The 23,496-nt window shown below is 64.5% G+C and carries 26 protein-coding genes and 1 pseudogene; 18 read left to right on the top strand and 9 right to left on the bottom strand.

From position 1 onward, the window contains the following. Positions 1-70: 70 nt before the first annotated feature. Positions 71-712, top strand: a pseudogene (locus tag RGD00_RS16875) (IS3 family transposase); the annotation flags it as partial. Here RGD00_RS16875 and RGD00_RS16870 read toward each other — a convergent pair. Then, positions 678-971 carry a hypothetical protein gene (locus RGD00_RS16870; RefSeq protein WP_310458457.1) on the bottom strand — a complete coding sequence of 98 codons (294 nt, stop codon included), beginning with the start codon at positions 969-971 and terminating at the stop codon, positions 678-680. The pseudogene RGD00_RS16875 and the gene RGD00_RS16870 overlap by 35 nt on opposite strands. 23 nt (positions 972-994) lie before the next feature. Between RGD00_RS16870 and RGD00_RS16865 the strand changes: the two genes are divergently transcribed. Then, positions 995-1,954 (top strand): IS481 family transposase, encoded by a 960-nt coding sequence (locus RGD00_RS16865; protein WP_310458446.1) that lies wholly within the window; start codon positions 995-997, stop codon positions 1,952-1,954. 23 nt (positions 1,955-1,977) lie between these two features. Here RGD00_RS16865 and RGD00_RS16860 read toward each other — a convergent pair whose 3' ends face one another. From RGD00_RS16860 to RGD00_RS16840, 5 genes are all read right to left on the bottom strand, one after another. After that, positions 1,978-2,805, bottom strand: coding sequence for a phosphatase PAP2 family protein (locus tag RGD00_RS16860; RefSeq protein WP_310458456.1), 828 nt, complete (start codon positions 2,803-2,805; stop codon positions 1,978-1,980). Next, a complete protein-coding gene (locus RGD00_RS16855) occupies positions 2,798-4,252 on the bottom strand; it encodes an ArnT family glycosyltransferase (RefSeq protein ID WP_310458455.1) in 1,455 nt (484 codons plus the stop codon). The genes RGD00_RS16860 and RGD00_RS16855 overlap by 8 nt, the downstream gene beginning before the upstream one ends. A gap of 2 nt (positions 4,253-4,254) precedes the next feature. Next, positions 4,255-4,851 (bottom strand): DedA family protein, encoded by a 597-nt coding sequence (locus RGD00_RS16850; protein WP_310458454.1) that lies wholly within the window; start codon positions 4,849-4,851, stop codon positions 4,255-4,257. Positions 4,852-5,041: 190 nt separating this feature from the next. Next, positions 5,042-6,376: a sensor histidine kinase gene (locus RGD00_RS16845; RefSeq protein ID WP_310458453.1), complete on the bottom strand. Its 1,335-nt coding sequence runs from the start codon at positions 6,374-6,376 to the stop codon at positions 5,042-5,044. Next, a complete protein-coding gene (locus RGD00_RS16840) occupies positions 6,376-7,035 on the bottom strand; it encodes a response regulator (protein ID WP_310458452.1) in 660 nt (219 codons plus the stop codon). The genes RGD00_RS16845 and RGD00_RS16840 overlap by 1 nt, the downstream gene beginning before the upstream one ends. Positions 7,036-7,263: 228 nt before the next feature. On the opposite strand from RGD00_RS16840, the gene RGD00_RS16835 reads away from it, so the two are divergent. The 6 genes from RGD00_RS16835 to RGD00_RS16810 all read left to right on the top strand — a co-directional run bounded on the left by RGD00_RS16835 (position 7,264) and on the right by RGD00_RS16810 (position 13,623). Then, positions 7,264-8,430 (top strand): nucleotide sugar dehydrogenase, encoded by a 1,167-nt coding sequence (locus RGD00_RS16835; protein WP_310458451.1) that lies wholly within the window; start codon positions 7,264-7,266, stop codon positions 8,428-8,430. Then, entirely contained in the window at positions 8,430-9,458 is a 1,029-nt protein-coding gene (locus tag RGD00_RS16830; protein ID WP_310458450.1) for an NAD-dependent epimerase/dehydratase family protein, read from the top strand. Before RGD00_RS16835 ends, RGD00_RS16830 begins: the two co-directional genes overlap by 1 nt. A 174-nt stretch (positions 9,459-9,632) precedes the next feature. After that, positions 9,633-9,914: a lipid-A-disaccharide synthase N-terminal domain-containing protein gene (locus RGD00_RS16825; protein ID WP_310458449.1), complete on the top strand. Its 282-nt coding sequence runs from the start codon at positions 9,633-9,635 to the stop codon at positions 9,912-9,914. Continuing rightward, positions 9,911-11,536: an ArnT family glycosyltransferase gene (locus RGD00_RS16820; protein ID WP_310458448.1), complete on the top strand. Its 1,626-nt coding sequence runs from the start codon at positions 9,911-9,913 to the stop codon at positions 11,534-11,536. The genes RGD00_RS16825 and RGD00_RS16820 overlap by 4 nt, the downstream gene beginning before the upstream one ends. After that, a complete protein-coding gene (locus RGD00_RS16815) occupies positions 11,533-12,249 on the top strand; it encodes a glycosyltransferase family 2 protein (protein WP_310458447.1) in 717 nt (238 codons plus the stop codon). Before RGD00_RS16820 ends, RGD00_RS16815 begins: the two co-directional genes overlap by 4 nt. Before the next feature lie 414 nt (positions 12,250-12,663). After that, positions 12,664-13,623: an IS481 family transposase gene (locus tag RGD00_RS16810; RefSeq protein ID WP_310458446.1), complete on the top strand. Its 960-nt coding sequence runs from the start codon at positions 12,664-12,666 to the stop codon at positions 13,621-13,623. Here RGD00_RS16810 and RGD00_RS16805 read toward each other — a convergent pair. The 3 genes from RGD00_RS16805 to RGD00_RS16795 all read right to left on the bottom strand — a co-directional run bounded on the left by RGD00_RS16805 (position 13,564) and on the right by RGD00_RS16795 (position 16,640). Further along, positions 13,564-14,352 carry an AAA family ATPase gene (locus tag RGD00_RS16805; protein ID WP_310458445.1) on the bottom strand — a complete coding sequence of 263 codons (789 nt, stop codon included), beginning with the start codon at positions 14,350-14,352 and terminating at the stop codon, positions 13,564-13,566. The two genes, RGD00_RS16810 and RGD00_RS16805, sit on opposite strands and share 60 nt — an antisense overlap. Positions 14,353-14,355: 3 nt before the next feature. Next, on the bottom strand, positions 14,356-15,573 hold the full coding sequence (locus tag RGD00_RS16800; protein WP_310458444.1) for an exonuclease SbcCD subunit D: 1,218 nt from the start codon (positions 15,571-15,573) through the stop codon (positions 14,356-14,358). Positions 15,574-15,962: 389 nt separating this feature from the next. Then, complete coding sequence (locus RGD00_RS16795; RefSeq protein WP_310458443.1) at positions 15,963-16,640, bottom strand: LexA family transcriptional regulator; 678 nt, start codon at positions 16,638-16,640, stop codon at positions 15,963-15,965. A gap of 108 nt (positions 16,641-16,748) precedes the next feature. On the opposite strand from RGD00_RS16795, the gene RGD00_RS16790 reads away from it, so the two are divergent. The 10 genes from RGD00_RS16790 (at position 16,749) to RGD00_RS16745 (ending at position 23,468) form a co-directional block, all read left to right on the top strand. Beyond that, positions 16,749-17,432 carry a hypothetical protein gene (locus tag RGD00_RS16790; RefSeq protein ID WP_310458442.1) on the top strand — a complete coding sequence of 228 codons (684 nt, stop codon included), beginning with the start codon at positions 16,749-16,751 and terminating at the stop codon, positions 17,430-17,432. A gap of 202 nt (positions 17,433-17,634) precedes the next feature. Further along, a complete protein-coding gene (locus RGD00_RS16785) occupies positions 17,635-17,838 on the top strand; it encodes a helix-turn-helix transcriptional regulator (RefSeq protein WP_071166986.1) in 204 nt (67 codons plus the stop codon). Next, positions 17,835-18,200, top strand: coding sequence for a hypothetical protein (locus tag RGD00_RS16780; RefSeq protein ID WP_310458441.1), 366 nt, complete (start codon positions 17,835-17,837; stop codon positions 18,198-18,200). The genes RGD00_RS16785 and RGD00_RS16780 overlap by 4 nt, the downstream gene beginning before the upstream one ends. 26 nt (positions 18,201-18,226) lie before the next feature. Then, on the top strand, positions 18,227-18,715 hold the full coding sequence (locus RGD00_RS16775) for a hypothetical protein (RefSeq protein WP_310458440.1): 489 nt from the start codon (positions 18,227-18,229) through the stop codon (positions 18,713-18,715). Then, positions 18,712-19,581 (top strand): ATP-binding protein, encoded by an 870-nt coding sequence (locus RGD00_RS16770; RefSeq protein ID WP_310458439.1) that lies wholly within the window; start codon positions 18,712-18,714, stop codon positions 19,579-19,581. Before RGD00_RS16775 ends, RGD00_RS16770 begins: the two co-directional genes overlap by 4 nt. 19 nt (positions 19,582-19,600) lie before the next feature. After that, positions 19,601-20,200 carry a hypothetical protein gene (locus RGD00_RS16765; protein ID WP_310458438.1) on the top strand — a complete coding sequence of 200 codons (600 nt, stop codon included), beginning with the start codon at positions 19,601-19,603 and terminating at the stop codon, positions 20,198-20,200. A gap of 11 nt (positions 20,201-20,211) precedes the next feature. Further along, positions 20,212-21,903, top strand: coding sequence for a DEAD/DEAH box helicase (locus tag RGD00_RS16760; protein ID WP_310458437.1), 1,692 nt, complete (start codon positions 20,212-20,214; stop codon positions 21,901-21,903). Continuing rightward, positions 21,900-22,316, top strand: coding sequence for a DUF6511 domain-containing protein (locus tag RGD00_RS16755; RefSeq protein ID WP_310458436.1), 417 nt, complete (start codon positions 21,900-21,902; stop codon positions 22,314-22,316). The genes RGD00_RS16760 and RGD00_RS16755 overlap by 4 nt, the downstream gene beginning before the upstream one ends. Further along, the gene (locus tag RGD00_RS16750; protein ID WP_310458435.1) at positions 22,313-22,714 is read left to right on the top strand and encodes a hypothetical protein; all 402 of its coding nucleotides are present in this window, start codon (positions 22,313-22,315) and stop codon (positions 22,712-22,714) included. Before RGD00_RS16755 ends, RGD00_RS16750 begins: the two co-directional genes overlap by 4 nt. Next, a complete protein-coding gene (locus RGD00_RS16745) occupies positions 22,701-23,468 on the top strand; it encodes a PD-(D/E)XK nuclease family protein (RefSeq protein ID WP_310458434.1) in 768 nt (255 codons plus the stop codon). Before RGD00_RS16750 ends, RGD00_RS16745 begins: the two co-directional genes overlap by 14 nt. Positions 23,469-23,496 lie beyond the last annotated feature (28 nt).

Below are 23,496 nucleotides of genomic sequence, written 5' to 3'. Positions count from 1 at the left end.
CAGCTCGCCATCATGTTCGAAGACCGCTTCCCAATGGCCTAACACAACGCGTCAGGCACAAAATTCGGCACAGTCTCTCAAGGTCGGGCGGTTGCACGTTGCCACGCTGATGAGGCGCATGGGCATCGAGGCCCTGTATCGCCGACCGAACACCTCGAAACCGGCGCCCGGGCACAAGATCTACCCCTATCTGCTGCGCAAGCTGCCCATCACCCGGCCCAACCAGGTCTGGGCGATGGACATCACCTACATCCCCATGGCGCGTGGGTTCATCTATCTGGCGGCCGTGCTCGATTGGTTCACCCGGCGCGTCCTGGCATGGCGAGTGTCGATCACGCTTGAGGCTGACTTCTGCATCGAAGCTGTGGAGGAGGCGCTGGCACGTCACGGCACGCCCGAGATCTTCAACACGGATCAGGGCAGTCAGTTCACCTCGACCGAGTTCATCAAGGTGCTGGCTGCCCGTGAGATCAAAATCAGCATGGATGGCAAGGGCGCATGGCGCGACAATGTCTTCGTCGAGCGCCTCTGGCGGACCATCAAGTATGAGGAGGTCTACCTGCGGGCCTATGCCAGCGTATCCGAAGCCCGCGCCGGGATCGGTCGATATCTGAGCTTCTACAACAGCCGCCGCCCGCATTCATCGCTTGACGGGAAGACCCCCGATCAGGCCTACTTCAACCAGCCGACACCCGAAGCGGTGGCGGCGTAACCAAGGCGGAAAACCACTTAGAAACGCCCGGGGCCTGTTCAGACAAACCGAACCACCTCTCTCGCAGCGCCTGCACTTCATCCCGCCCCAGTGCAAACAGCACCTCAAGATCCTCTGTCCCCAGACCAAGGTCTGATTTTTTCTTTGCCAACTCTGCTTGAACCGCAGCGGCAGCGGCCCCCGCGGCTGAGAACTCCGCCTCTGCCGCCTGATGTTCCGTGACGGCTGTTTGATCCCACGGTTTGATGGTGCGATCCATTCGTCGGAATGGAAGGAAGCACTATGGGACAAGTTCGTCACGGCTGCGCCACGACCACGCACGCCATCCGAGCAGCAATACAGCGATCGCAAGCTTCGATCGCGGCACTGAGCCAGGAGTTTGGGATCAATCCGAAGACCGTGGCGAAATGGCGTAAGCGCGAGACGGTCGAGGATTTGAAGACTGGGCCGAAGGAGCCCCGATCCTCCGTGCTCAGCGAGGCTGAGGAAGCAATGGTCGTTGCCTTTCGGCGTCACACGCTCTTGCCGCTGGACGACTGTCTCTATGCCCTACAGCCTTCGATCCCTCACCTGACACGGTCAGCGCTGCATCGGTGCCTTCAGCGGCACGGCATCTCGCGCCTGCCTGAGATCGGCGGCGACAAGCCGAAGCGTCAGCGGTTCAAGCGCTATCCCATCGGTTTCTTTCACATGGATATCGCCGAAGTGCAGACGGCCAAGGGCAAGCTCTATCTCTTCGTGGCCATCGACCGAACGAGCAAGTTCGCGGTCACCCAACTCGTCGAAAAGGCTGACAGGAAGACCGCTTGGGAGTTCCTGGAGCATCTACTGGAAGCCGTGCCCTATCGCATCCACACGATCCTGACGGACAACGGCATCCAGTTTGCCGAGCAGCCCAGGAACCGAAACACTGCCTACTCCCGGCCGATGCGCTTCGACATGATTTGCGAAGCCAACGGGATCGAGCACAGGCTTACCAAGCCCAACCATCCTTGGACCAATGGCCAGGTCGAGCGGATGAACCGAACGATCAAGGAGGCTACCGTCAAACGCTTCCACTACGACACCCACGACCAACTCCGCACACATCTCATGGACTTCATGGCTGCCTACAACTTCGCTCGCAGGCTGAAGACGCTCAGCGGTCTCACGCCCTACGAATACATCTGCAAAGTCTGGACTTCAGAGCCGGACAGATTCATCGTCGATCCGATCCACCAGATGCCGGGACTGAACACCTAGGATGGCACTGCGAGCCGCGTACATCAATCGCGCGATCCTGTGGTATCAGGAGGGTTACAGGAGCGCAGGGATAGGGTTGTGCGTCCGCCTCGCAGAAGCAGCATCGTAAAGGCACCACCCATTGCACTCAGATCGCGCAACAATGCCACCCAAGTCAGCCTTTCGCGGGCCATGCCGACGTTGAACAGACGATACATGGCCAGAGCGACCATAGCGGAAATCGCCACGGAGGTGAGGGCGTCCGACAGGAAATGCCGCCCCAGGCCGATGCGGAGAAAGATGCTCAGGCAGATCAAGCTCGCTCCGGTGATGGACCATACCCATCTCCCGTTCCGCGACAGATGCGGCCAGGCCAGCACCAGCGCAGTGAACACGAAGGTCGAGGTCTGCGCCACCTCGCCGGACGAGAACGAGCAGTTTTTGCCGCATTGATCACTGATCTCCAGCATGGGAGTAAAAGCCTTGCTTCCCCCGAACTCGACCAGGTGGGCGGGTCTTGCGCGGCCGACCCATGATTTCAGGATGCCGTTCACGATCAGCCCCGGTCCGATCAGGAAGCTCGTGATAGCAAAGCCCCAGTTGGCAAATCCCGATTCCGGTGTGATCCGGAGGAGTTTCCACAGCAGGATCGCGAGAAGGATTGCAAGGTATCCCGCACTCAGCCCGATGCGCAGCGTGTCGTTCACGGTGTTGGCAAGCCAGCTCGCGGTCAGCATAAACCGTCCTGCCCCCTCGTAGACCAAGCCCGCGATCGCGAGGTCCAGGCCCGGGAAGCTGACGAAGACGCAAATCATGACCAGCGTAGCGGTCAGCGTAAAGATATGCAGGCGGGAGAATATGGGATCATTCACTAGAAATATCCATCAGACAGGCGTGTGAAGCGAGGGTGAGCGTGATCCGCTGCCCCTCGGCAAAGCCGGGGCCGGCGATCCAGCTCTCATCCGGGCCAAGGGCGCAGCCCGGCGGCTCAGCCTGCAACAGCAGCAGGGCCGCCGGGACGGAAGCATCTGAAGCGAAAGGCTGGACCAGATCCCAATGGTGTCGGGCGGTGCCCTTGTGCGGGGCGGCCACGATGCGCAGATCGGTCGCTCGCGCTTGCCAGCTCAGATCGGCCAGCAAGCCGCGGTCGTGGGCGGCGATGACCTGCACGCCCTGTCGCCGTGCATAGTCCATCGCGCGGGCGCTGACCTCGCCACGGCCGAGGTGGCGGGCGAGGATCAGCTTGCCCTCTCCGGTCCGCCAGCCCGCGCCGAACACGGTCAGGAGCGGCAGGGCAATGGCAACGACGAGGCCGAGCGTGAGGGAAACCATCGCCAGGCGGGGATGGCGTATGAGCCAGACCGCCGCGATAATGCTGCTCGCGACGGTGAATCCGACTGCCCAGTTCGCGAGTGCTCGCCCCGCCAGCGCCTGACAGGTCACAATTGCCAAAACCACCGCCGCCATCGCGCGCAGCCCGCGCATCTGAGGGTCTGCGCCACGGAAGGACAGCAGGAACGCGGCGAATGCCAGCGGCCCCATCACCGCGAATTGCTCGGCCAGAAAGCGCAGCGCGCGTGCCGGATGCAGACCCCATCCCTCCGCCCCACCCGCTTCGGCCAGATGGCGCAGGGTCACGAAGCCATGCGTGGCGATCCACCACAGGTTCGGAGCCGCCACGGCCAGCGCAACCAGCAGGGCGAGAAGAAAATCGCGCCGGGCCAGACGCCATGAAGGGGAGGCCACCGCCGCGGCCACCATCCCCGCGACGGCGAAGATCATCGCGTGTTTCGACAGAAAGCCGAGACCAACCGCCAGCCCAAGCAGGGTGGCCTGCCCCGCAGCGGATCGTTCCGCCAGCCGGTGCTGAAGAAGGAGAGCGACCGCGATCGCCAGCAGCATCGGCGTGTCGGTCGAGATCAGTAGCGAGCCGAGCGTCGCCGCCGGCATGGTCGCATAGGTCAGCGCCGCCAGTGCCGCCGCCCGCCCGTTGGCCAGCCGCGAGGCCAGGATCAGGACGACATATGCCGTGATCCCATGAATCAGGGGGGCGGCAAGCCGCACGCCGAAGGCACTGTCGCCTGCGATGCGGGTGACAAGCCCGATCAGCCAACCGATCAGGGGCGGTTTCGAGTAGGCGCCGAAGGAGAAGGACTGGCCCCAGAGCCAGTATTGCGCCTCATCGACCCAAAGCTCCGTCCGGTTGAACCAGAGAATCGCCACGCGCCAGAGGGTCAGTATGGCGATGCCGGCCAGAGCAGCCCGCCGCCAGCGATCCTGCGCCGTTTCCGACGCACCCGCGTGGTCGGGCTGCACCATGGTCAGCCCGCCTTCCAGGTCAGCACGCGATAGAAGTAGAACAGCCCAAATCCGGCGAGGACGATCATCGAGATCGGGTCGATCCAGTCGGCCATCCTCGCGTATTGCGTCTCTAACCAGAACCCGCCCAAGGCGAGGAAGGTGGTCCAGATCACGCTGCCGAGGCATGTCCACAGCAGGAACGGCGCCAGGCGCATCCGTGCGATACCGGCAGGGACGGAAATCAGGCTGCGCAGCCCCGGAACCAGCCGCCCCCAGAACACGGCCTTATTGCCGTACCGCGCGAACCCGGCGATCGCACGCTGCATGTCCTCGGGTGTGACCGTCATCCATCGGCCATGGCGGGCGGCAAGGCCGATAATCCTGTCGGCACCGATCACCCGGCCGACGAAATACCAGAACAACGCCCCCAGCGTTGCTCCGGCGCTTCCGGCGAGGATCACCAGTCCCAGCGAGAGGCTTCCCCGCGCGGCGTGAAACCCGGCCAGCGGCATGATGATTTCCGAAGGGATGGGCGGAAAGACGTTCTCGGCGAACATGGCCGTGGCAATGCCCGCATAGCCTCCGTCCCCGACAACCCGCAGGATTTGCTCGAACATCCGTCATCCTTCCGCAGCCGGGTGCAGTCCGGCATTAGCGAGTCGGAGTAGACCGGCAAACTTACGGTAAGCTGACCGGGACGGTGCCCAGAGGGGGAACGACTGGCGCAGGGTCTTGGGGTATCTGCTTCCCCAAAACGGGAAAGGCTACCGGATCAGGGAACTACCCAGACGGGCGCGAGACCGGCCGTCAGGCGCTACCGTCAGGGGCGGTGCCTTGCAGATGAATCCGGACCATGAAGCCCTCGTTCCGCCCCGGCAGAGGGGAAAGCAGTTCAAGTCGGCCCCCGGCCTGCTGCACGATCTGCTCGCAGATGTGGAGGCCAAGGCCGAAGCCATCGCCGTCCCGCCGGCTGAACCGGCGCGGCAGGCCGTCGAGGTTGCGAATCACCGGGCCGCCATTGCCCACTTCCAGCACAGGGCCTGGCCCGGACGACACGGTGATGCCTTCGGTCACCGATCCATGCTGAAGGGCGTTCTCGACCAGGTTGCCAAGAACGATGGCATAGGCATCCGGGTCGATCCTCGCGAGAACCGGCGCATCAGGCAGGGCGAGCTTTATGCGGTCGGCGGCGAACCGCGGCACCACATCTGCCAGGACCAACTGTGTCAGCGCAGCAATATCCTGTTCCTTGGTGGAGAAACCGACCCCCGCATCCGCGCGCGCCAGTTGCAGGAGCCGGGCGACGAGCCGCCGCATCCGTTGCAGCGCACGTTCTAGGGCTTCGATCCGCCCGATTTGGTCCGGCGAGGTGATTTCCGTGCGAAGCTGCTGGACCTGCGCCAGAGCGATGGCGACCGGCGTGCGCAACTCATGCGCCGCATTTGTGGCAAAGGCCCGCTCCGCCTCCAGCGCCTGGGTCAGCCGGGCCATGAAGCCGTTCAGCGTGCCCGCTATCCGCACAAGGTCCTCGGGCCAGTCGCTGGCGTCGATGGCGTCCAGCCGGCTGCCATCCCGGGTCGAGATTTCCGCGCGCAGCTCGCGCATGGGCGCCAGCGCGCGGCGCGCGATCCAGCCGACCAGCAGCCATGTCAGCGGCAGAAGCGCCAGCATCGGCAGCAGAAAGCCGAGCATACCTTCCCGGAACGCCTCGCGCCGCTCCGCCATCGGAGCGGCGAGTTGCAAGGCATGTCCGGCCGCATTGAATTGCGTGGCGTAGATCCGATAGTCGGAACTTGTGGAAAAACCGGCATCGGAGAGGTCCGGCAGGTCCGGCAGCGACATACGCCCCCCCATATCGACCTGCTGCACGACCTGGCCATCCCGGCCGATCAGCCGGTAGATCAGCGCCTCGTCGATGTCGAAGGAGGGTTGCGGCGCTCTCAGCCCTGCTGCATCGGCCATTTCAACATGCGACAGGAGCGGCAGCAGCACATGGGCGGTCTCGGCAAGCTGCTGATCGAACATCTCCTCTTCCTCGGACCACAGCACCGAGGACATGAGCAAGATCGCTGCCAGCCAGATCACAGCGAGGCCAAGCGTGGTGAACAGTGTGACCCGCTGAGAAAGGTTGAGCCGCCGCATCAGACCTGTCCCATCCGGTAGCCGAACCCGCGCTGCGTCACGATGGCGTCGCGGCCCAGCTTGGCCCGCAGCCGGCTGATATGCGCCTCGATCGCGTTGCTCTCGACTTCATCGCCGAAACCGTAAAGCGTGTCCTCCATCTGCGCACGGGTGACGGTGATGTCGGGGCGGCGGCTGAGGCGTTCGATCAGCGCCCACTCACGCAAGGTGAGGTGAACGGGCGCGTCGTCCAGCAGAACCTGCCGGCGATCCGGCAGGATGCACAGGCGGCCGAAGCGGCGCTCTGCCTCGACGATGCCGGTGGCGCGGCGATGTATCGCCAGGATGCGGGCGTGCATCTCGTCTAGGTCGTAGGGCTTGACGAGATAGTCGTCGGCCCCGGCTTCCAGGCCCGCGATCCGCTCGGTGATCCGGTCGCGGGCGGTGACGATCAGCACCGGGGTCCGGCGTCCCTCGGCGCGCAACCGTCGCAGCAGCTTCAGCCCGTCGCCGTCGGGCAGATGCAGGTCGAGAAGGATCAGGTCGTAATCCGTTCCCGCCGCGGCCGCCTCGGCATCTTCCAGCCGGAGGGCCAGATCGACGGCATGGCCAGCAGTTCGCAGATAGGCGCCGATCGCCTCGGCCAGGTCCGGTTCATCTTCTACGGCAAGCAGGCGCATGGCACTCCGTCAACTTTGGGACATCGACCGCGCTCCCGTAAGCGAACCGTAATGTCCAAGGCGGATCTGCCGCGGCAGAAGCCTCTGACCATTTCGCTCTGGTCGGAAGGCGCAGGATTGGAACATGAGTAACGCACATACCCTCTGGCTGGCTATCGTCTTTGCAAGCGGCCCCCCGATTTCGCTACGCCGCCATGCCGCAGTCGATATTGATGGCGGTGAGAAGCCATGAGGATCGCGGTGGCAGGACTCGGCTATGTAGGCCTCGCGAATGCGGTCCTTCTGGCGCAAAACCACGAAGTGACGGGCGTCGATCTTTCGCCCGAGCGGGTAGCGCAGGTCAATGCGCGAAAAAGTCCGTTCAAGGACAACGATCTGTCGGACCGGCTGGCGCATTCCGACCTTCAGTTACTGGCAACGCTGGATGGCGATGCGGCCTATCGGGGTGCAGATGTCGTCATCGTTGCGACGCCCACCGATTACGATCCTCTGACTCATTCCTTCGACACCGCCAGCGTCCGCGCGGTGATCGCGCAGGTGGCGGCGGTGAATCCAGCGGCTGTGATCGTCGTCCGCTCGACGGTCCCGGTCGGCTTCACCGCCGCGCAGGCAGCCGCGCCGGGCGGCCACCAGATCGTCTTCGCCCCCGAGTTCCTGCGGGAGGGAATGGCGTTGCGCGATAGCGCCCATCCCTCGCGCATCGTCGTCGGTGAGCGTTCGGACCGGGGCCGCCGCATCGCCGGGCTGCTGCTGGAAGGCGCGCTGCGCAACGATGTCGAAGTGCTACTGACCGATCCCACCGAGGCGGAGGCGATCAAGCTCTTCTCGAACACCTACCTCGCCATGCGCGTGGCCTTCTTCAACGAGTTGGACAGCTATGCGCTGGCGCGCGGGCTCGACAGCCGCCAGATCATCGAGGGCGTCTGTCTCGATCCCCGCATCGGCACGCACTACAATAACCCCAGCTTCGGCTATGGCGGCTATTGCCTGCCCAAGGACAGCAAGCAGTTGCTGGCGAACTATGGGCAGGTGCCGCAGAACCTGATCGCCGCCATCGTCGAGACCAACCGCACCCGCAAGGATTTCCTGGCCCAACGCATCATCGCCGCCAATCCTGGCAAGGTGGGTATCTACCGGCTGGTGGCCAAGGCCGATTCGGACAATTTCCGTCACAGCGCCGTGCAGGGGATCATGAAGCGCATTAAGGCCAAGGGTATCGAGCTCATCGTCTATGAGCCCGAACTGCGCGAGGCCCGCTTCTTCGGCTCGCAGGTTCAGCCCGACCTTGCCAGTTTCAAGGCGGATTGCGACCTGATCCTGGCCAACCGGCACAGCCCCACGCTGGACGACGTGCGCGGCAAGGTGTTTACCCGCGACCTGTTCGGGGCCGGCTGATGCGCAGGGCTGTTGTCACCGGCTGTTCCGGCTTCATCGGATTTCATGTCACCCGCCGCCTGCTGGCGCGGGGGGGCCGGGTCGTCGGCGTGGACAATCTGTCGGATTACTACGATGTCGGCCTGAAGCGGTCTCGACAGGCCATACTGGAGGCCGAGCCGAGCTTTTCGGTCATCAACGGCGACATCACGACCCCCGGGCTTCTGCATCGACTTTTCGATGACCACAGGCCCGAGATCGTCGTCCATCTTGCCGCGCAGGCCGGTGTGCGGCTTTCCACCGAAAACCCCCGCGCCTACCTAGAAAGCAATATCGCCGGCACTTTCGAGCTTCTGGAGGCAGGGCGCAGCTTTCCGCCTGCGCATATGCTTCTGGCATCCACCTCGTCGGTCTATGGGGCCAACACCGTAATGCCCTATGCCGAGGCCCACCCGACGGACCATCCGATGTCCTTCTATGCCGCGACGAAGCGGGCGACCGAGGCGATGGCCCATTCCTATGCACATCTCTATCGGCTGCCCGTGACCATGTTCCGCTTTTTCACGGTCTATGGCCCTTGGGGACGCCCCGACATGGCGCTGTTCAAGTTTACCCGTGCCATCCTGCGGGGCGAGCCGATCGACCTCTACAACGGCGGGGAGTTGCGGCGCGATTTCACGTATATAGACGATCTGGTCGAAGCTCTGTTCCGGCTGATGGATACCGTTCCGGTGCGCCCTGAGGATGGTGTCGTTCCCGGAGGCGACAGCCTCTCGCCGGTTGCGCCGTGGCGGGTGGTGAATATCGGAATGTCCTCGCCGGTCGGGCTGAACGACTTCATCGCCACCATAGAGCGCGCGACCTGCCGGACGGCCAAAAGGAACCTGCTTCCCATGCAGCCGGGCGATGTTCCAGCAACCTGGGCCGATTCCGGCCTGTTGACCCGCCTGGTGGGGAGCATCCCTAAGACGGACCTGGATGTAGGGGTCAGGGCCTTCGTGGACTGGTATCGGTGCCGCTATGAACGTGAAATCCTCCTTGCCCCGTAGGTGGGGCGCTGACGTGCCCATGCAGCGTATTGGAACAGACCTTCAGGTTTCGTTGATCTGAAGCTCATTTCCCGTCGCATCGTAAGAGAACCGTAATCTTCGGGACCCATCTGCCCCGGCAGAAGCCACCGTCCCCCCTCGATCCGGTCGGATGGCGCGAGATCGGACCAACATATGACCAACGTAGACGCCATCTGGCTGACCATAGGCTTTGCAGGGCAGCTTCTTTTCACCTCGCGCTTCCTCGTCCAGTGGATCGCCAGCGAGCGGTCCGGCCGGAGCGTCGTTCCTCTGGCCTTCTGGTGGTTCAGTCTCGCGGGCGGGGTCACGCTGCTGGCCTATGCCCTATGGCGCCAGGACCCGGTGTTCGCGATCGGACAGGCAAGCGGGCTGGTTATCTACACGCGCAATCTGGTCCTGATCGGTCGCCAGCGCCGGCAGGAACGCTCGGTATGATCCGGCGCAATCCCGTCGCCTTTGCGGTCATCTGCTTTTTGCTGACTGCGGCTCTGGGCATCCTGCTGCGTCCGCTCACCCCGATCGACGAGACGCGCTATCTCGCCGTCGCTTGGGAGATGCACCTGTCGGGCGACTGGCTGGTGCCGAGCAAGAACTTCGCGCCCTACAGCGACAAGCCGCCACTGCTGTTCTGGGCGATCAACCTGGTCTGGTTGGTCACGGGGGTCAGCGAGTTCGCCGCGCGTATGGTTGGCCCGCTGTTTTGCGGGGCAGCGATGTGGCTGACCGCGATCCTCGCCAGCAGGCTCTGGCCGGAGGACCGGGATGTCGGCGGTCGCGCGGCGCTGGCGCTGGCCGGGTTGTCGATCTTCGTGGTGGCGGGCAGTCTGACGATGTTCGACGCCCCTCTCGCAGTGACGGTTCTCGCCGGGCTGATCTGCCTCCACGCCGCTGCCAGACACGCCGAAGCTGGACGGTTCGGCTTTAGACCTTGGGCAGGGTTTGGGGCCGCGCTCGCCCTCGGCGTCCTGACCAAGGGGCCGGTCATCCTGTTCCACCTTCTGCCGGCCGCGCTGCTGCTGCCGATCTGGTCGGCGGATCGCTTGCCGTGGCGGGGCCTGCCGCTTCGGCTCGGTTTCGGCCTTGCCGCCGGCCTCGCGCTCGTCGCGCTCTGGCTTGTTCCCGCCGCCATCACTGGCGGCGAGGAGTATCGTGCTGCGATCCTCTGGCATCAAAGCGCAGGCCGGCTGACCGAATCCTTCGCTCACGCCCGGCCTTGGTGGTTCTTTCTTGCGATCCTGCCGTTGATGACCTTCCCTCTGGCATGGACCCCGACGCTCTGGCGCGCGGCAGGAAAAGCCCGGTGGCGGACCGATCCCGGCCTGCGCCTCTGCCTGATCTGGACCGGGAGTGCGCTCTTGCTGTTCAGTCTGACCAGTGGCAAGCAGGTCCACTACCTGGTGCCCGAACTGCCGGCCCTTGCCCTGATCGCCGCCCGGCTGCTGCGGGACTCGCCGCTGTTCGAACCCCTCTCGGCCAGGTCGCAGGCCGCGGCGCAGTTGAACTTTATGCCGGCCGTTCTCGCGCTCGGTGCGCTGGCCGCCATCGCGGCGCTAGCGGGTATCGGAGCCTTGCCCTTGGGCGATCTGGCACCGTTGTTCACACCGCGAAGCGCACTGCTGGCCTGGGCGCTGCTGATCATCGCGCTCTGCTGGTTGGTGGTGCTGAAGCCCCACCTGCCCGGGGCCATGCTGCTTTCTCTCGGTGGGCTTCTGGCGACGAACATCCTGATCGGCGTGACCGACATCGCGACGGTCTACAGCACCCACCCCACTGCGGCGGCGATCAGCCGCGAGCGGCCGGACGGTCTCGCCTATGTCGGGGCGACCTATCACGCAGAGTTCAACTTCGCCGCACGCCTCACCCAGCCCGTGGCGACTCCGGCGGACAATGAGGAACTGGCGCGCTGGATCGCCGATCATCCTGATGGCCTGGTCCTCGGCAGGAGAGGAACGGTGGAACCCTCATGGACACCGCAGGAAACCATATCGTTTCGCGGACGCGACCTTGGCCTCTGGCGCGTCGCGGATGCCCCAAATCCCCTCAGGAGCGACGAATGAACGTGGATACACCTTCTGTTTCGGTGGTTGTCCCTGTGCGGGACGAGGCTGCCGCCATCGGCCCACTGGTAGATGAGATCGCAGCGGTGCTTGTAGGAACAACCTTCGAGGTGATCGTGGTCGATGATGGATCGCAGGATGGCACCGACCGGATACTTCTGGCCCTGGAGGCCCGCCATCCCTGGCTGCGTCGCCTGCACCATCCCAAGTCGCGGGGACAATCCACCGCGATCCGCACCGGGGTGCGTCATGCCCGTGCGCCCCTGATCGTGACCCTCGACGGCGACGGGCAGAACCCACCTGACCAGATTCCGCGACTGCTGGCGGTCCTGGAGGCGGATCTGACCGGCAGCCTGGGTCTTGTGCAGGGCCAGCGGGAAGCCCGACAGGACAGTCTCGCGAAGCGGCTGGCTTCCCGCTTTGCCAATCGCGTCCGGTCGGCACTGCTGAAGGACGGTGTGCGCGACTCCGGCTGCGGGCTGAAGGCGTTCCGGCGCAATGCCTATCTCGATCTGCCGTTCTTCGACCATATCCATCGCTTCATGCCGGCGATGATGCTCCGCGAAGGCTGGGATGTTCAAACGGTTGCCGTCTCCCACCGGCCAAGGAAAAGCGGTCGCTCGAAATACTCCAACTTCGCGCGCGGTCTGGTTGGCATTCCCGACCTGCTCGGCGCCGCCTGGCTGATCATGCGATCGGGTCGAAAGGGATAGAGCCAACGAGCTTTCTGCGTTCTTGGCCTGTCCCCGTATATGCGGTGGACCGCGCCCTAGGCTTCGGCCGGTGTTGCGACCTACGCCCCCATGACGCAACAGGAGGCACGCCGCCTGTGGTAGTCCGCCCGACGAACTGCCGCCCAGGACTGGAGCGCGACGGGCACTCTTGGATCAAGCAAGATGTGCTGCCCTCTCATAAGAGGGGTATCGCGTCCAGGTCCGGTGGCAGGGTCGAAGATTCCCCCGGACGGCACAGACCAGGCACGCGAAGCCGTTTCCCGGCCCCGTGCCGGCGAGATCGGCGATGGTGACGGCATCAAGCGCGTAGAAGGCAGCATCCATCGCTTCGCCTAGGTGTTTGATCCCACGGTTTGATGGTGCGATCCATTCGTCGGAATGGAAGGAAGCACTATGGGACAAGTTCGTCACGGCTGCGCCACGACCACGCACGCCATCCGAGCAGCAATACAGCGATCGCAAGCTTCGATCGCGGCACTGAGCCAGGAGTTTGGGATCAATCCGAAGACCGTGGCGAAATGGCGTAAGCGCGAGACGGTCGAGGATTTGAAGACTGGGCCGAAGGAGCCCCGATCCTCCGTGCTCAGCGAGGCTGAGGAAGCAATGGTCGTTGCCTTTCGGCGTCACACGCTCTTGCCGCTGGACGACTGTCTCTATGCCCTACAGCCTTCGATCCCTCACCTGACACGGTCAGCGCTGCATCGGTGCCTTCAGCGGCACGGCATCTCGCGCCTGCCTGAGATCGGCGGCGACAAGCCGAAGCGTCAGCGGTTCAAGCGCTATCCCATCGGTTTCTTTCACATGGATATCGCCGAAGTGCAGACGGCCAAGGGCAAGCTCTATCTCTTCGTGGCCATCGACCGAACGAGCAAGTTCGCGGTCACCCAACTCGTCGAAAAGGCTGACAGGAAGACCGCTTGGGAGTTCCTGGAGCATCTACTGGAAGCCGTGCCCTATCGCATCCACACGATCCTGACGGACAACGGCATCCAGTTTGCCGAGCAGCCCAGGAACCGAAACACTGCCTACTCCCGGCCGATGCGCTTCGACATGATTTGCGAAGCCAACGGGATCGAGCACAGGCTTACCAAGCCCAACCATCCTTGGACCAATGGCCAGGTCGAGCGGATGAACCGAACGATCAAGGAGGCTACCGTCAAACGCTTCCACTACGACACCCACGACCAACTCCGCACACATCTCATGGACTTCATGGCTGCCTACAACTTCGCTCGCAGGCTGAAGACGCTCAGCGGTCTCACGCCCTACGAATACATCTGCAAAGTCTGGACTTCAGAGCCGGACAGATTCATCGTCGATCCGATCCACCAGATGCCGGGACTGAACACCTAGGGGCGCATTTTCTTCGGCCAGCGCGGCCTGTTCTTCATCCGACAGCAGCCGATGCTCTCCCCGACGCAAGGCCAGCGCATCATGGGCCTGACGAGCCGCCTCGGTCCGTTCAAAAACGCGCGTCGAAACGGCACGATAGAGGCTGGTGCCGGTGACCTTTTCCAGAAGCCCTGCTCGTTCATTGGTGTCGGCGCGCAGGAAGGCATCGAAATCCCCCTGTGCTAGCAGAACGGTGCGCCGGAACTCCTCATAGGTCAGGCCGGTCAGGGCGATGATCTGCTCATTCACGGCCGTGGTCTGGCCGGCCAGCACCTGTTGATCTGATGCCCGAGCTAGAGAGCGTGCGACGTTCTGCAATTTGCCGTCCGCCTTGTCGCGGGCGCGACGGGACTGCCAGCGGGCGATATAGTCATTCCCGTCCTGCGCGGTGAAGCGCACCTCTGCCCAACCCTGAACCGCGCCACGCCGCAGGATGGCGCGTGCATCCTTGGCCTTGATGGCATCGCCCGAAGGATCGGGCACCTCGTCGCTGGACGCACCCGTGGCAAGGCGCGGCGCATCGCCATAAAGTGCAAGGCACATGGCATCGAGGATCGAGGATTTCCCCGCCCCAGTCTCGCCCGTGATGGCAAAAAGCCCTGCGCCATTCAGGGGGGCCGCAGTGAAATCAATCTCGAAACGGTCCGACAGGCTTGCGATGTTCTGACCGGAAATCGACAGGATACGCATGAATCAGGCCTCCGACAGGGCATCGCGGAAGGCCGCAAGGTGATGTGGATCCGGGGGCGTTCCATGCACTTCGGCGAAGGCCGACAGGAACAGATCTTCGGGTGACGTTTCTGCCAGCGTCGCGGGCGGACGTTCTCCTGCTGGTTGATCGTTGCGAATGATCGAAAGACCGGCGAGCCGGGCCGGCGTCCGCTCCATCAGGGTCTCGATTTCGGCAGCGAGCATCGTTGCGGGACGATCAGCCGTCAGAGACAAGTATACGAAGGGTTGCTCGTCACGCGGGGTGTCTGGGTCCAAGGCAAGCTTGACGAGCCCTGCCAGCACATCTTCCAGCTTTCCGTGCCCCGAAGGTGGGAGACGAAACATCTGGACGGGGCGGTCTATGGGCACATGCCGATGCGCGATGCCGTCTGTCAGGTCGATCAATGTCACGCCATGATCGTAGGCAATTTCCGAGGCGGACAGCGGAAAAGCTGAACCTGAATAGCGCACGCGCCCACCATCCAGCGATTGCGGCCTGTGCAGATGGCCAAGTGCGACATAGCCAAGCTCGGCCGGGAAAACATCCGGCGGCACCGCATGTTCACCGCCGATCAGGATGCGGCGCTCTGCCCCTTCCGAGGCGAGTCCGCCTGAACAGGTGAGGTGGCCCATCGCAAGAAGCGGCAATCCACCGGCACGGGCAACAGCGGCCTCGCTCATCTCACGGTGCAGGGCGCGCACGGCGACCGTGATGGCGGGTTCGTCACCTTGCTCCGCACCGAGGTGCAGGCCCGGCAGATCGGCCTGGCGAAGGAAAGGAACCGCCAGCACATGAGCGCGTATTGCCCCATGGCGATCCCGTAGCGGGATCAAATGCCGGTCAAGATCGACCCCACCAGCGTCACGCCGCAAGGTGCCAAGGACATGAACGCCCAGTTCATTCAACACCGCCTCGGGCGCTTCCAGGCGCTGTGCAGGATCATGGTTGCCCGCGGTCAGGATGATCTGCAGATGCGGTTGCGACCGAACCATGCGTGCGATGGCCCCGTAAAGAAGGCGTTGCGCTTCGCCGGAAGGATTGATCCCGTCGAAGACATCACCTGCTACAAGCAGCGCGTCCACGTCTTCCGCCAGTATCACATCATGCAAACGATCCAGAAACGCCCGGTGTTCATGGTCGCGAGACCAGCCATTCAGGGTCTGGCCAATGTGCCAGTCAGCGGTGTGAAGTATGCGCATCGGATATCCGGAAAGTTACTGGTCTCCAAAGTATTGCAGAGTTCCAAGCGACTCAGCCATCGAATTCCCGCGCTTGGGCAAGCCCACGTGTGTCCGGTGCGGCCTAGCAGCTAGCGGCGCGATCCTACTCAGACTTTAGTGCCGCCGGAAAATCCGGCAGGGTTCAGAGGCTGCATGCGTCTGAAGCTACGGTCCGGTTCTCTTTGCGTATTGGATGCAGGCATGAGGAGCGAACGTCTCATGCAAGGCATTGAAAGAGAGGTGAAAAATGCGTTGACAAACCTGCCCCCCTTGACGCAAGCTTCAAACATCGCAGAGGTGCGCCCGGAGAGAAATCTCGCGGGCGCTTTTTCGTTCGTGGCCCCGGGCGGGAACGGCACCACCCATCCTCATATCTCCCGCGCGAACCAGCGGATGCGGCCGATGATGCGGATCTCGTCGGCCGTGCGCTCGTAGGCCGGGTAGAGGGAGTTGTCAGAGATCACGCGGACAGCGGGCGGGTCGCTGTTGGGGATGTGCTCGAGGCGCTTGGCCACCAGGCCCATGCCGTCGTCGAGAACGAAGATGCCGGGTGGATTGGGAAGCTGGCGGGTCATATCGACCAGCACGGCATCACCGTCCTGCAGCGTGGGGACCATGCTGTCGCCTTCGACATGCATGATCCGGAGTTGTGACGGGCTGGCCTTCAGCTTGTGGCGGATCCACGACTGGCGGAAGTGGTAGGCGCGGCCGGGCGTGTCGCCATCCTCGGTCACAACTGCGCCGCCACCCATCGCAGGGCGGGGTGTGGCATGCGCGATCGCCACGAAGGTATCATCGGGGTTCTCGGTGAACGGGGAGGGGCCCTCGATCTCGCCGATGCCATGGATCAGCCACTCGCGGTCCACCTTCAGCACACGGGCCACATCGGCCAGCCGGTCGATGCTGGGGCGCGAGGACCGTCCGCGCAGGATGTCATAGACGAAGGAGCGGTTGACCCCGGCCATCTCTGCAACATGGGCCGGTGCCAGGCCCAGTTGGTCGGCGCGGGCTCGCAGGCGGTCGGCCAGGGTATGGGTCTCGATCATGTTGTCCCCAACGGATTGTGGATAAGATGGGATATGACAGGATTGAATTGGGATCGTCAAGCGACTAGAACAAAAGCCAAACAGATTGCACTGGAATCGGGGGCCCGGATGGAGATCGAGAAGGCGTATTTTACCCTACCGGAAGTCCTCGCCCGCTGGTCGATGCCCGAGGTCGACCTGGTCTATCTGGCCGAGAACGACCAGCTGCGGATGTCAGTCCGCATCCTCAATCTGCCTATCGAGTTCGGCGACTTCGAGGAGACCGACGATGGCCAGCGCTTCTCGATCCCCACCGCGCGGTCCTCGTTCAACGGGCTCCTGGACTTGCACGTCCAGGACGTCTTCCAGCTCTTCCGCCTTGGCGAGGTCAGCATCACCCGGTTCCGGACAGCGAAGGCGGACTATGCCTGCTTCTATGGCGCGCGCGAGAGCCTGACGATCCGCAAGCCCGATCTTGTTCTAAGGCGCGAAGAACGCGACCGTTTCGAGGCGGCGACAGGGTTTGGCGGTGCCTCCGGCCTGAAGCCTGCTGGCGGGTTCCACGCATCTTCCGACTACCACAGCGTCCGCTGCAATGGCCACGAATTCCGGCTCGGTCCGATCCAGGCTCAGGTCGTGCAGATCCTGCATGCGGCGGCAAAGCGGGGCGATCCGTGGCAAAGCGGCAAGGCGGTGCTCTCACGGGCCGGGTCGCGCAGCCTCAAGATGGCCGACGTCTTCAAGTCCAAGAAGGACTGGCCGCTGCTGATCGAGTCGAACGGTCGCGGGGCCTATCGGCTCGCGGGACTCTGAGTCGGACGCTCAGTGCCTTCTTCCCGTCGCGCTGCTGAGGGATGCGCCGGGGGATGAAGGGGGATGGCGATCCCACCGACACACGATTCGCCCCATGATTGAAACGGTCCGGCTGATCCCCCGCCGTATCCCACTCTGATCCCGACGACATCCCCGCATCGCGCCGTGCATCTTCCTCCCAACGACACACCGGGAGAGGACGATGCAGACCAGAACCTGCCTGAACCAGACCGAACTTGCCGCACGCTGGAGCATTTCGGCGCGCACTCTTGAACGCTGGCGCTGGACCGGCGAGGGCCCGGCCTTCCTGAAGATCGGCGGCCGCGTGGTCTACCGGCTCGAGGATGTGCTGGCCTATGAGCAGGCCCGCCAGCGGCGCAGCACTGCGGATCGGGGCGCGGCATGATGGCCCGCCATTCCATCCTCCGCGCCACCGGCGTCGTGTCGATCTTCGGCGCGGTTGGACCTGCGCTCGACGAGGTCGGGCTTTCGGCCTGGATCGCGCAGGCCGCACCCGGCGAGACGCTGGTCTACCATCGCGGCTTTCTCGCGGTCGACGCGACCTCCGTCATCTCGAAGCTGCCCGCTGAACAGCAGCGCGCCCTGCGCCTGGTGGCATCGGCCGCCCTGCGTGCCGCCGAGCAGGGTCTTGTCCACCTCGTGCAGGCCCGGATCGGCCCCGACCAGTTCGCCTACATCGCCATCGCCCGGGCCAGACCCCGCCAGGCCGGTCCCGCCCTTTCCATGCGCCTTCTCGAGGCCGCCTGACCCTATCCCCCATCACGGAGACCCCCATGACGTTCCCACTGAACACCCCCAGCATCGATCAGCTGATCAACCTGCCCGCGGGCGAGATCGCCCAGCTTCCCGTCGAGCTTCTGGCCGCTCTGCAGCGCGAGATTGCTGCTGCCGCCAAACAGATGAAGGCTGTCACCGCGCGGTTTTCCACGGCACTCGAGGTCCGCTACGCCGCCCGCGCCGCCGAGGCACGCCGCGCCTGCGGCAAGGACACCGGCACCGTCCGCCTCGTCGATGGCGATTTCACGGTGGTCGCCGACCTGCCGAAGCGCGTCGAATGGGACCAGGCCAAGCTCGCGGCGATGGTCGAGCGCATCCGCGCCGCAGGTGAGGATCCGGCCGAATATGTCGAGATCAGCTTCAAGGTGCCCGAACGTGCCTATGTCGCCTGGCCCGAGGCGATCCGCCAGGGCTTCGAGCCCGCCCGCACCGTCAAGACCGGCACGCTGAAGATCGACCTGCTGCCCCAGGAGGATCGCGCGTGAGCCTGCCGATCATCACCGCCGATCAGCGGTTGGCCGAGCCGCGCGGCATCAAGGGCTGCATCTTCGGAAAGTCCGGCATCGGCAAGACCAGCCTCCTCTGGACGCTCGACCCGGCCCGCACGTTGTTCATCGACCTCGAGGCGGGCGATCTAGCCATCGAGGGCTGGCCGGGTGACAGCATCCGGCCGCGCACATGGGCGGAGTGTCGGGATTTCGCGGTCTTCATCGGCGGGCCCAATCCGGCGCTGCGCGACGAACAGCCCTACAGCCCCGCGCATCATGCCGCCGTCTGCCAGAAGTTCGGCGATCCGGCCGCGCTCGATCGCTACGACACCATCTTCGTCGACTCGATCACCGTGGCGGGGCGGCTCTGCTTCCAATGGTGCAAGGGCCAACCCGAGGCGGTGTCGGAAAAGACCGGCAAGCCGGATGTGCGCGGGGCCTACGGGTTGCACGGGCGCGAGATGATCGCCTGGCTGACCCACCTCCAGCACACCCGGGGCCGGAACGTCTGGTTCGTGGGGATCCTCGACGAGAAGTTCGACGACTTCAACCGGCGCATTTTCCAGCCGCAGATCGACGGCTCGAAGACCGGGCTCGAGCTGCCGGGGATCGTCGACGAGGTGATCACCATGGCCGAGCTCAAGGCGGAGGGCGGCGATCCCTACCGTGCCTTCGTCTGCCACACCATCAACCCCTGGGGCTTTCCGGCCAAGGACCGATCGGGTCGCCTTGGTCCTGTGGAAGAGCCGCATCTCGGCCGTCTGATGGACAAGATCCGCGCGCCCGGCACGCCCGCGCCAAGGCGCCTGACCTTCACGCCGCCCGCTGAGGGCGCGGCCGATCACCCCAATCCGCAATCCTGATCCGCAAAGGACACACCCCATGGGTTCCTGGAACGACTTCAACGACGCGCAGTCCAACACCAACCTCATCCCCAAGGGCACGCTGGCCAAGGTGCGGCTGACGATCCGCCCCGGCGGTTTCGACGACCCGTCGCAGGGCTGGACAGGTGGCTATGCCACCCGTGGCTCGACCGGCGCCGTATACCTGAACGGCGAGTTCACGGTGACCGAGGGCCAGTACGCCCGGCGCAAGATCTTCACGCTGATCGGGCTTTACAGCCCGAAGGGACCGGATTGGGCGAACATGGGCCGCAGCATGATCCGCGGCATGCTGAACTCGGCGCGCGGGATTTCGGACAAGGACCAGTCCCCGCAAGCGCAGGCGGCGCGCCGGATCAACGGGCTCGGGGATCTGGATGGGATTGAGTTCCTCGCCCGGATCGATGTCGGCACCGATGCCAGCGGTGATGACAAGAACGAAATCCGCAGCGCGGTGACGCCGGACCATCGGGATTACGCCCAACATATGGGGTTGTCCGCGCAGCCCGGCTACCACCCGCCCGCGCAACCCGCGCCGCAGCAGCCGGTCCAGGCGCAGCCCGCGTCACCGGTGCCGGGTCGGCCCTCCTGGGCGCAGTGAGGGCCTGACCCATGCGCCTTCGCCCCCGTCAGAGCCTCTTCGTGGAGCGCAGCCTCGCTGCGCTCTGCGATCACGGCAACACCCTCAGCATCGCCTCGACGGGCTTCGGCAAGACCATCGCCCTGTCGGCGGTCGTCGCGAAGTCCCTCGAGGGCAGCGATGCAAAGGCCTGCATCCTCGCGCATCGCGACGAGTTGACCGCGCAGAACCGGGCGAAGTTCGCCCGGGTCGCACCTGACATCACCACCTCCGTCGTCGATGCCGAGGCCAAGAGCTGGGCCGGGCGTGCGACCTTCGCCATGGTGCCGACCCTCTCGCGACCCGCCAATCTGGCGGCGATGCCCGCGATCGACCTTCTGGTCATCGACGAGGCGCATCACGCAGTGGCCGACAGCTATCGCCGGATCATCGATCATGTCCGGGGCGCCAATTCTGCCTGTCGGATCTTCGGCGTCACGGCGACACCCAACCGGGGCGACCGCAAGGGGCTGCGCGAGATCTTCGACAATGTCGGCGACCAGGTGCGGCTCGGCGAACTGATCGCCTCGGGCCACCTCGTTCCGCCCCGCACCTACGTCATCGATGTCGGCGTGCAGGACCAGCTGCGCGCCGTGCGCAAGAGCGCCGCCGACTACGACATGACCGAGGTCGCGCAGATCATGAACCGCGCGCCGGTGACGGACGAGGTCGTCCGGCATTGGCAGGAAAAGGCGAGCGAGCGGCCCACCGTGGTCTTCTGTTCCACCGTCGCCCATGCCGAAAACGTCGCCGCCACCTTCAACGGCGCAGGGGTTTCGGCGGCCGTCATCCATGGCGATCTTGATGCCGGCACGCGTCGCGGCATCCTCGCTGCCTATGCCTCAGGCGAAATCCGCGTCATCGTCAACGTGGCCGTGCTGACCGAGGGCTGGGACCATCCGCCCACCTCCTGCGTCGTGCTGCTGCGACCGAGCTCCTACAAGTCCACGATGATCCAGATGGTCGGGCGGGGCCTGCGCACTGTCGTCCCCGAGGAACACCCCGGTGTCGTCAAGACCGACTGCATCGTGCTGGACTTCGGCACGTCGAGCCTGATCCACGGCACGCTGGAACAAGATGTTGATCTGGACGGCAAGACCGAGACAGGTGAGGCGCCGACGAAGACCTGTCCGGCCTGCGAGGCTGAAATCCCGCTGGCCGCCATGGAATGCCCGCTTTGCGGCGAGGTGTTCTCGCACGACGTCGAGGAGCCCGGCGAAGGCCAGGATGGCGTCCCGCTCTCGGGTTTCATCATGTCCGAGATCGACCTTCTGAAGCGGTCAAGCTTCGCATGGGTCGATCTCTTCGGTGATGATGCCGCGCTGATGGCCAACGGCTTCAACGCCTGGGGCGGGATCTTCTTTCTGGGTGGCCGCTGGCACGCGGTGGGCGGTGCGAAGGGCCGCGCGCCCCGGCTTTTGGGCTTGGGGGAGCGGACGGTCTGTCTCGCACAGGCCGATGACTGGCTGAACGAATACGAGACCGACGAGAGTGCCTTCAAATCGAAGGGCTGGCTGAAGCAGGCGGCCACCGAGAAGCAGCTGCAATATCTGCCGCCCGAGTTCCGGCAGGACTATGGCCTGACCCGCTATCGCGCCTCGGCGCTGATGACCTTCGGTTTCAACAAGCGCGAAATCCGCCAGCTCGTTGGCCGTGCCAGCCCGGACATCGGGAGGGCGGCGTGACCCATGTCGCGGAAATCGCATCTGCACCCGACCAGGATTCTGACCGTGCACGCCTTTGGCACCCACGCTTCGAGCCCTGCGCCGTCTGCCTGCGTCCCGCGCAAGGCCTCGGCTTCTTCAACCCGGCCAAACCACGCCCCCGCAAGCATCGCTGGTTCTGCTCGATGTCCTGCCAGGCTTGGTTCGCGGCCAGCCATCGCAAAGGACTGACCATGCAGGGAATGACCGAGGAAGAGCGCGCGGCCATCGCGCTGGTGATGAAGCGTCTGGGCCAGACGATGGACCGGATCGGCTGGGACAAGCGGCTTCGCGATCTCACGGCGGCCGACGTCACGGCGCTGATCGAAGAGGTGCTGGAAGGCTACGGCGCCGAGATGTCGCGCATCGCCGCAACGGCGGAGGTGCCGTTTTGACCAAGGTCTGTTCAAAGTGCGGCTTCGCGCGCAACGCATGCGAGTTCGGCCTTCGTCGCCGCAGCCCTGATGGCCTGCAAAGCTGGTGTCGCGACTGCCGTCGAGAATACCAACGCGCCTACGCACGGAATTTCAGGGATCCTGAAAAACACCGGGAGGCGCAGCGCCGCTATCGGGCGCGCCACACCGAGAAAGATCGCGCCCACCGCATCGTCGGGCGTGCCGTCAAGTCATGCCGGATCATCGTGCCGATCTGGTGCCAGCGCTGCCACTGCGTGACCGATCTCGAAGCACATCATCACGACTATTCCAAGCCGCTTGCCGTCGAATGGCTCTGCTCGACCTGCCACGGGCTCGCTCACCGCAGCTATGGGGAGGGTTCGCATGCTGGACTATAACCGCCGCCCCGGCATCGCCGAACGCGTCAACGCCGCAATCGATGCCGCGCTGATCGCCGAGCGCGAGGCCACGCCGCCCCGAACCTATCTCGGCGCATCCCGGCTGGGTCATGCTTGCGAGCGGGCCTTGCAGTTCGAATTCGCGGGCGCGCCCAAGGACGAAGGCGCGGAGTTCGGCGGCCAGACGCTGCGGATCTTCGCGATCGGCCACCAGCTCGAGGATCTGGCGATCCGCTGGCTGCGTGCGGTCGGGCTCGACCTCTACACCCGCAAGGGCAATCGGCCCGATGGCGAGCAGTTCGGCTTTTCCGTCGCGGGCGGCCGCATCCGGGGCCATGTCGACGGGATCATCGCGTCGGCACCTGCGCCGCTTGGCATCGGCGTTCCCGCGCTCTGGGAATGCAAGACCATGAACGCCAAGAACTGGCGGGCCTGCGTCAAGGACGGGGTTGCTGTCGCCAAGCTGGTCTATGCCGCGCAGATCGCGCTCTATCAGGCCTACATGGAAGGGACGGTCCCCGGCATTTCGGCCAATCCGGCGCTGTTCACGGCGATCAACAAGGACACGGCCGAACTGCACCACGAGCTTGTGCCCTTCGACGCAGGGCTCGCGCAGCGCATGTCGGACCGGGGCGTCCGGATTCTGCAGGCGACCGATGCGGGCGAGCTGCTTCCCCGCCTCGCCACCAATCGTGACTTCTTCGAATGCCGCTTCTGCCCATGGGCCGCGCGTTGCTGGGGGCTGCCCGGATGAGCAACGCGCCCGTCGAGCCGCCCGATCC

Origin of the sequence: Ruixingdingia sedimenti, from assembly GCF_031432425.1 — a bacterium.
Lineage (GTDB): Bacteria > Pseudomonadota > Alphaproteobacteria > Rhodobacterales > Rhodobacteraceae > Ruixingdingia > Ruixingdingia sedimenti.
This window is presented reverse-complemented; position numbering and strand designations above follow the sequence as displayed.

Coding starts and splice junctions, on each gene's coding strand:
- RGD00_RS16870 (WP_310458457.1), bottom strand. CDS start 971: ATGGATCGCACCATCAAACCGTGGGATCAAACAGCCGTCACGGAACAT.
- RGD00_RS16865 (WP_310458446.1), top strand. CDS start 995: ATGGGACAAGTTCGTCACGGCTGCGCCACGACCACGCACGCCATCCGA.
- RGD00_RS16855 (WP_310458455.1), bottom strand. CDS start 4,252: ATGGTGCAGCCCGACCACGCGGGTGCGTCGGAAACGGCGCAGGATCGC.
- RGD00_RS16850 (WP_310458454.1), bottom strand. CDS start 4,851: ATGTTCGAGCAAATCCTGCGGGTTGTCGGGGACGGAGGCTATGCGGGC.
- RGD00_RS16845 (WP_310458453.1), bottom strand. CDS start 6,376: ATGCGGCGGCTCAACCTTTCTCAGCGGGTCACACTGTTCACCACGCTT.
- RGD00_RS16840 (WP_310458452.1), bottom strand. CDS start 7,035: ATGCGCCTGCTTGCCGTAGAAGATGAACCGGACCTGGCCGAGGCGATC.
- RGD00_RS16835 (WP_310458451.1), top strand. CDS start 7,264: ATGAGGATCGCGGTGGCAGGACTCGGCTATGTAGGCCTCGCGAATGCG.
- RGD00_RS16830 (WP_310458450.1), top strand. CDS start 8,430: ATGCGCAGGGCTGTTGTCACCGGCTGTTCCGGCTTCATCGGATTTCAT.
- RGD00_RS16825 (WP_310458449.1), top strand. CDS start 9,633: ATGACCAACGTAGACGCCATCTGGCTGACCATAGGCTTTGCAGGGCAG.
- RGD00_RS16820 (WP_310458448.1), top strand. CDS start 9,911: ATGATCCGGCGCAATCCCGTCGCCTTTGCGGTCATCTGCTTTTTGCTG.
- RGD00_RS16815 (WP_310458447.1), top strand. CDS start 11,533: ATGAACGTGGATACACCTTCTGTTTCGGTGGTTGTCCCTGTGCGGGAC.
- RGD00_RS16810 (WP_310458446.1), top strand. CDS start 12,664: ATGGGACAAGTTCGTCACGGCTGCGCCACGACCACGCACGCCATCCGA.
- RGD00_RS16805 (WP_310458445.1), bottom strand. CDS start 14,352: ATGCGTATCCTGTCGATTTCCGGTCAGAACATCGCAAGCCTGTCGGAC.
- RGD00_RS16800 (WP_310458444.1), bottom strand. CDS start 15,573: ATGCGCATACTTCACACCGCTGACTGGCACATTGGCCAGACCCTGAAT.
- RGD00_RS16795 (WP_310458443.1), bottom strand. CDS start 16,640: ATGATCGAGACCCATACCCTGGCCGACCGCCTGCGAGCCCGCGCCGAC.
- RGD00_RS16790 (WP_310458442.1), top strand. CDS start 16,749: ATGGAGATCGAGAAGGCGTATTTTACCCTACCGGAAGTCCTCGCCCGC.
- RGD00_RS16785 (WP_071166986.1), top strand. CDS start 17,635: ATGCAGACCAGAACCTGCCTGAACCAGACCGAACTTGCCGCACGCTGG.
- RGD00_RS16780 (WP_310458441.1), top strand. CDS start 17,835: ATGATGGCCCGCCATTCCATCCTCCGCGCCACCGGCGTCGTGTCGATC.
- RGD00_RS16775 (WP_310458440.1), top strand. CDS start 18,227: ATGACGTTCCCACTGAACACCCCCAGCATCGATCAGCTGATCAACCTG.
- RGD00_RS16765 (WP_310458438.1), top strand. CDS start 19,601: ATGGGTTCCTGGAACGACTTCAACGACGCGCAGTCCAACACCAACCTC.
- RGD00_RS16760 (WP_310458437.1), top strand. CDS start 20,212: ATGCGCCTTCGCCCCCGTCAGAGCCTCTTCGTGGAGCGCAGCCTCGCT.
- RGD00_RS16745 (WP_310458434.1), top strand. CDS start 22,701: ATGCTGGACTATAACCGCCGCCCCGGCATCGCCGAACGCGTCAACGCC.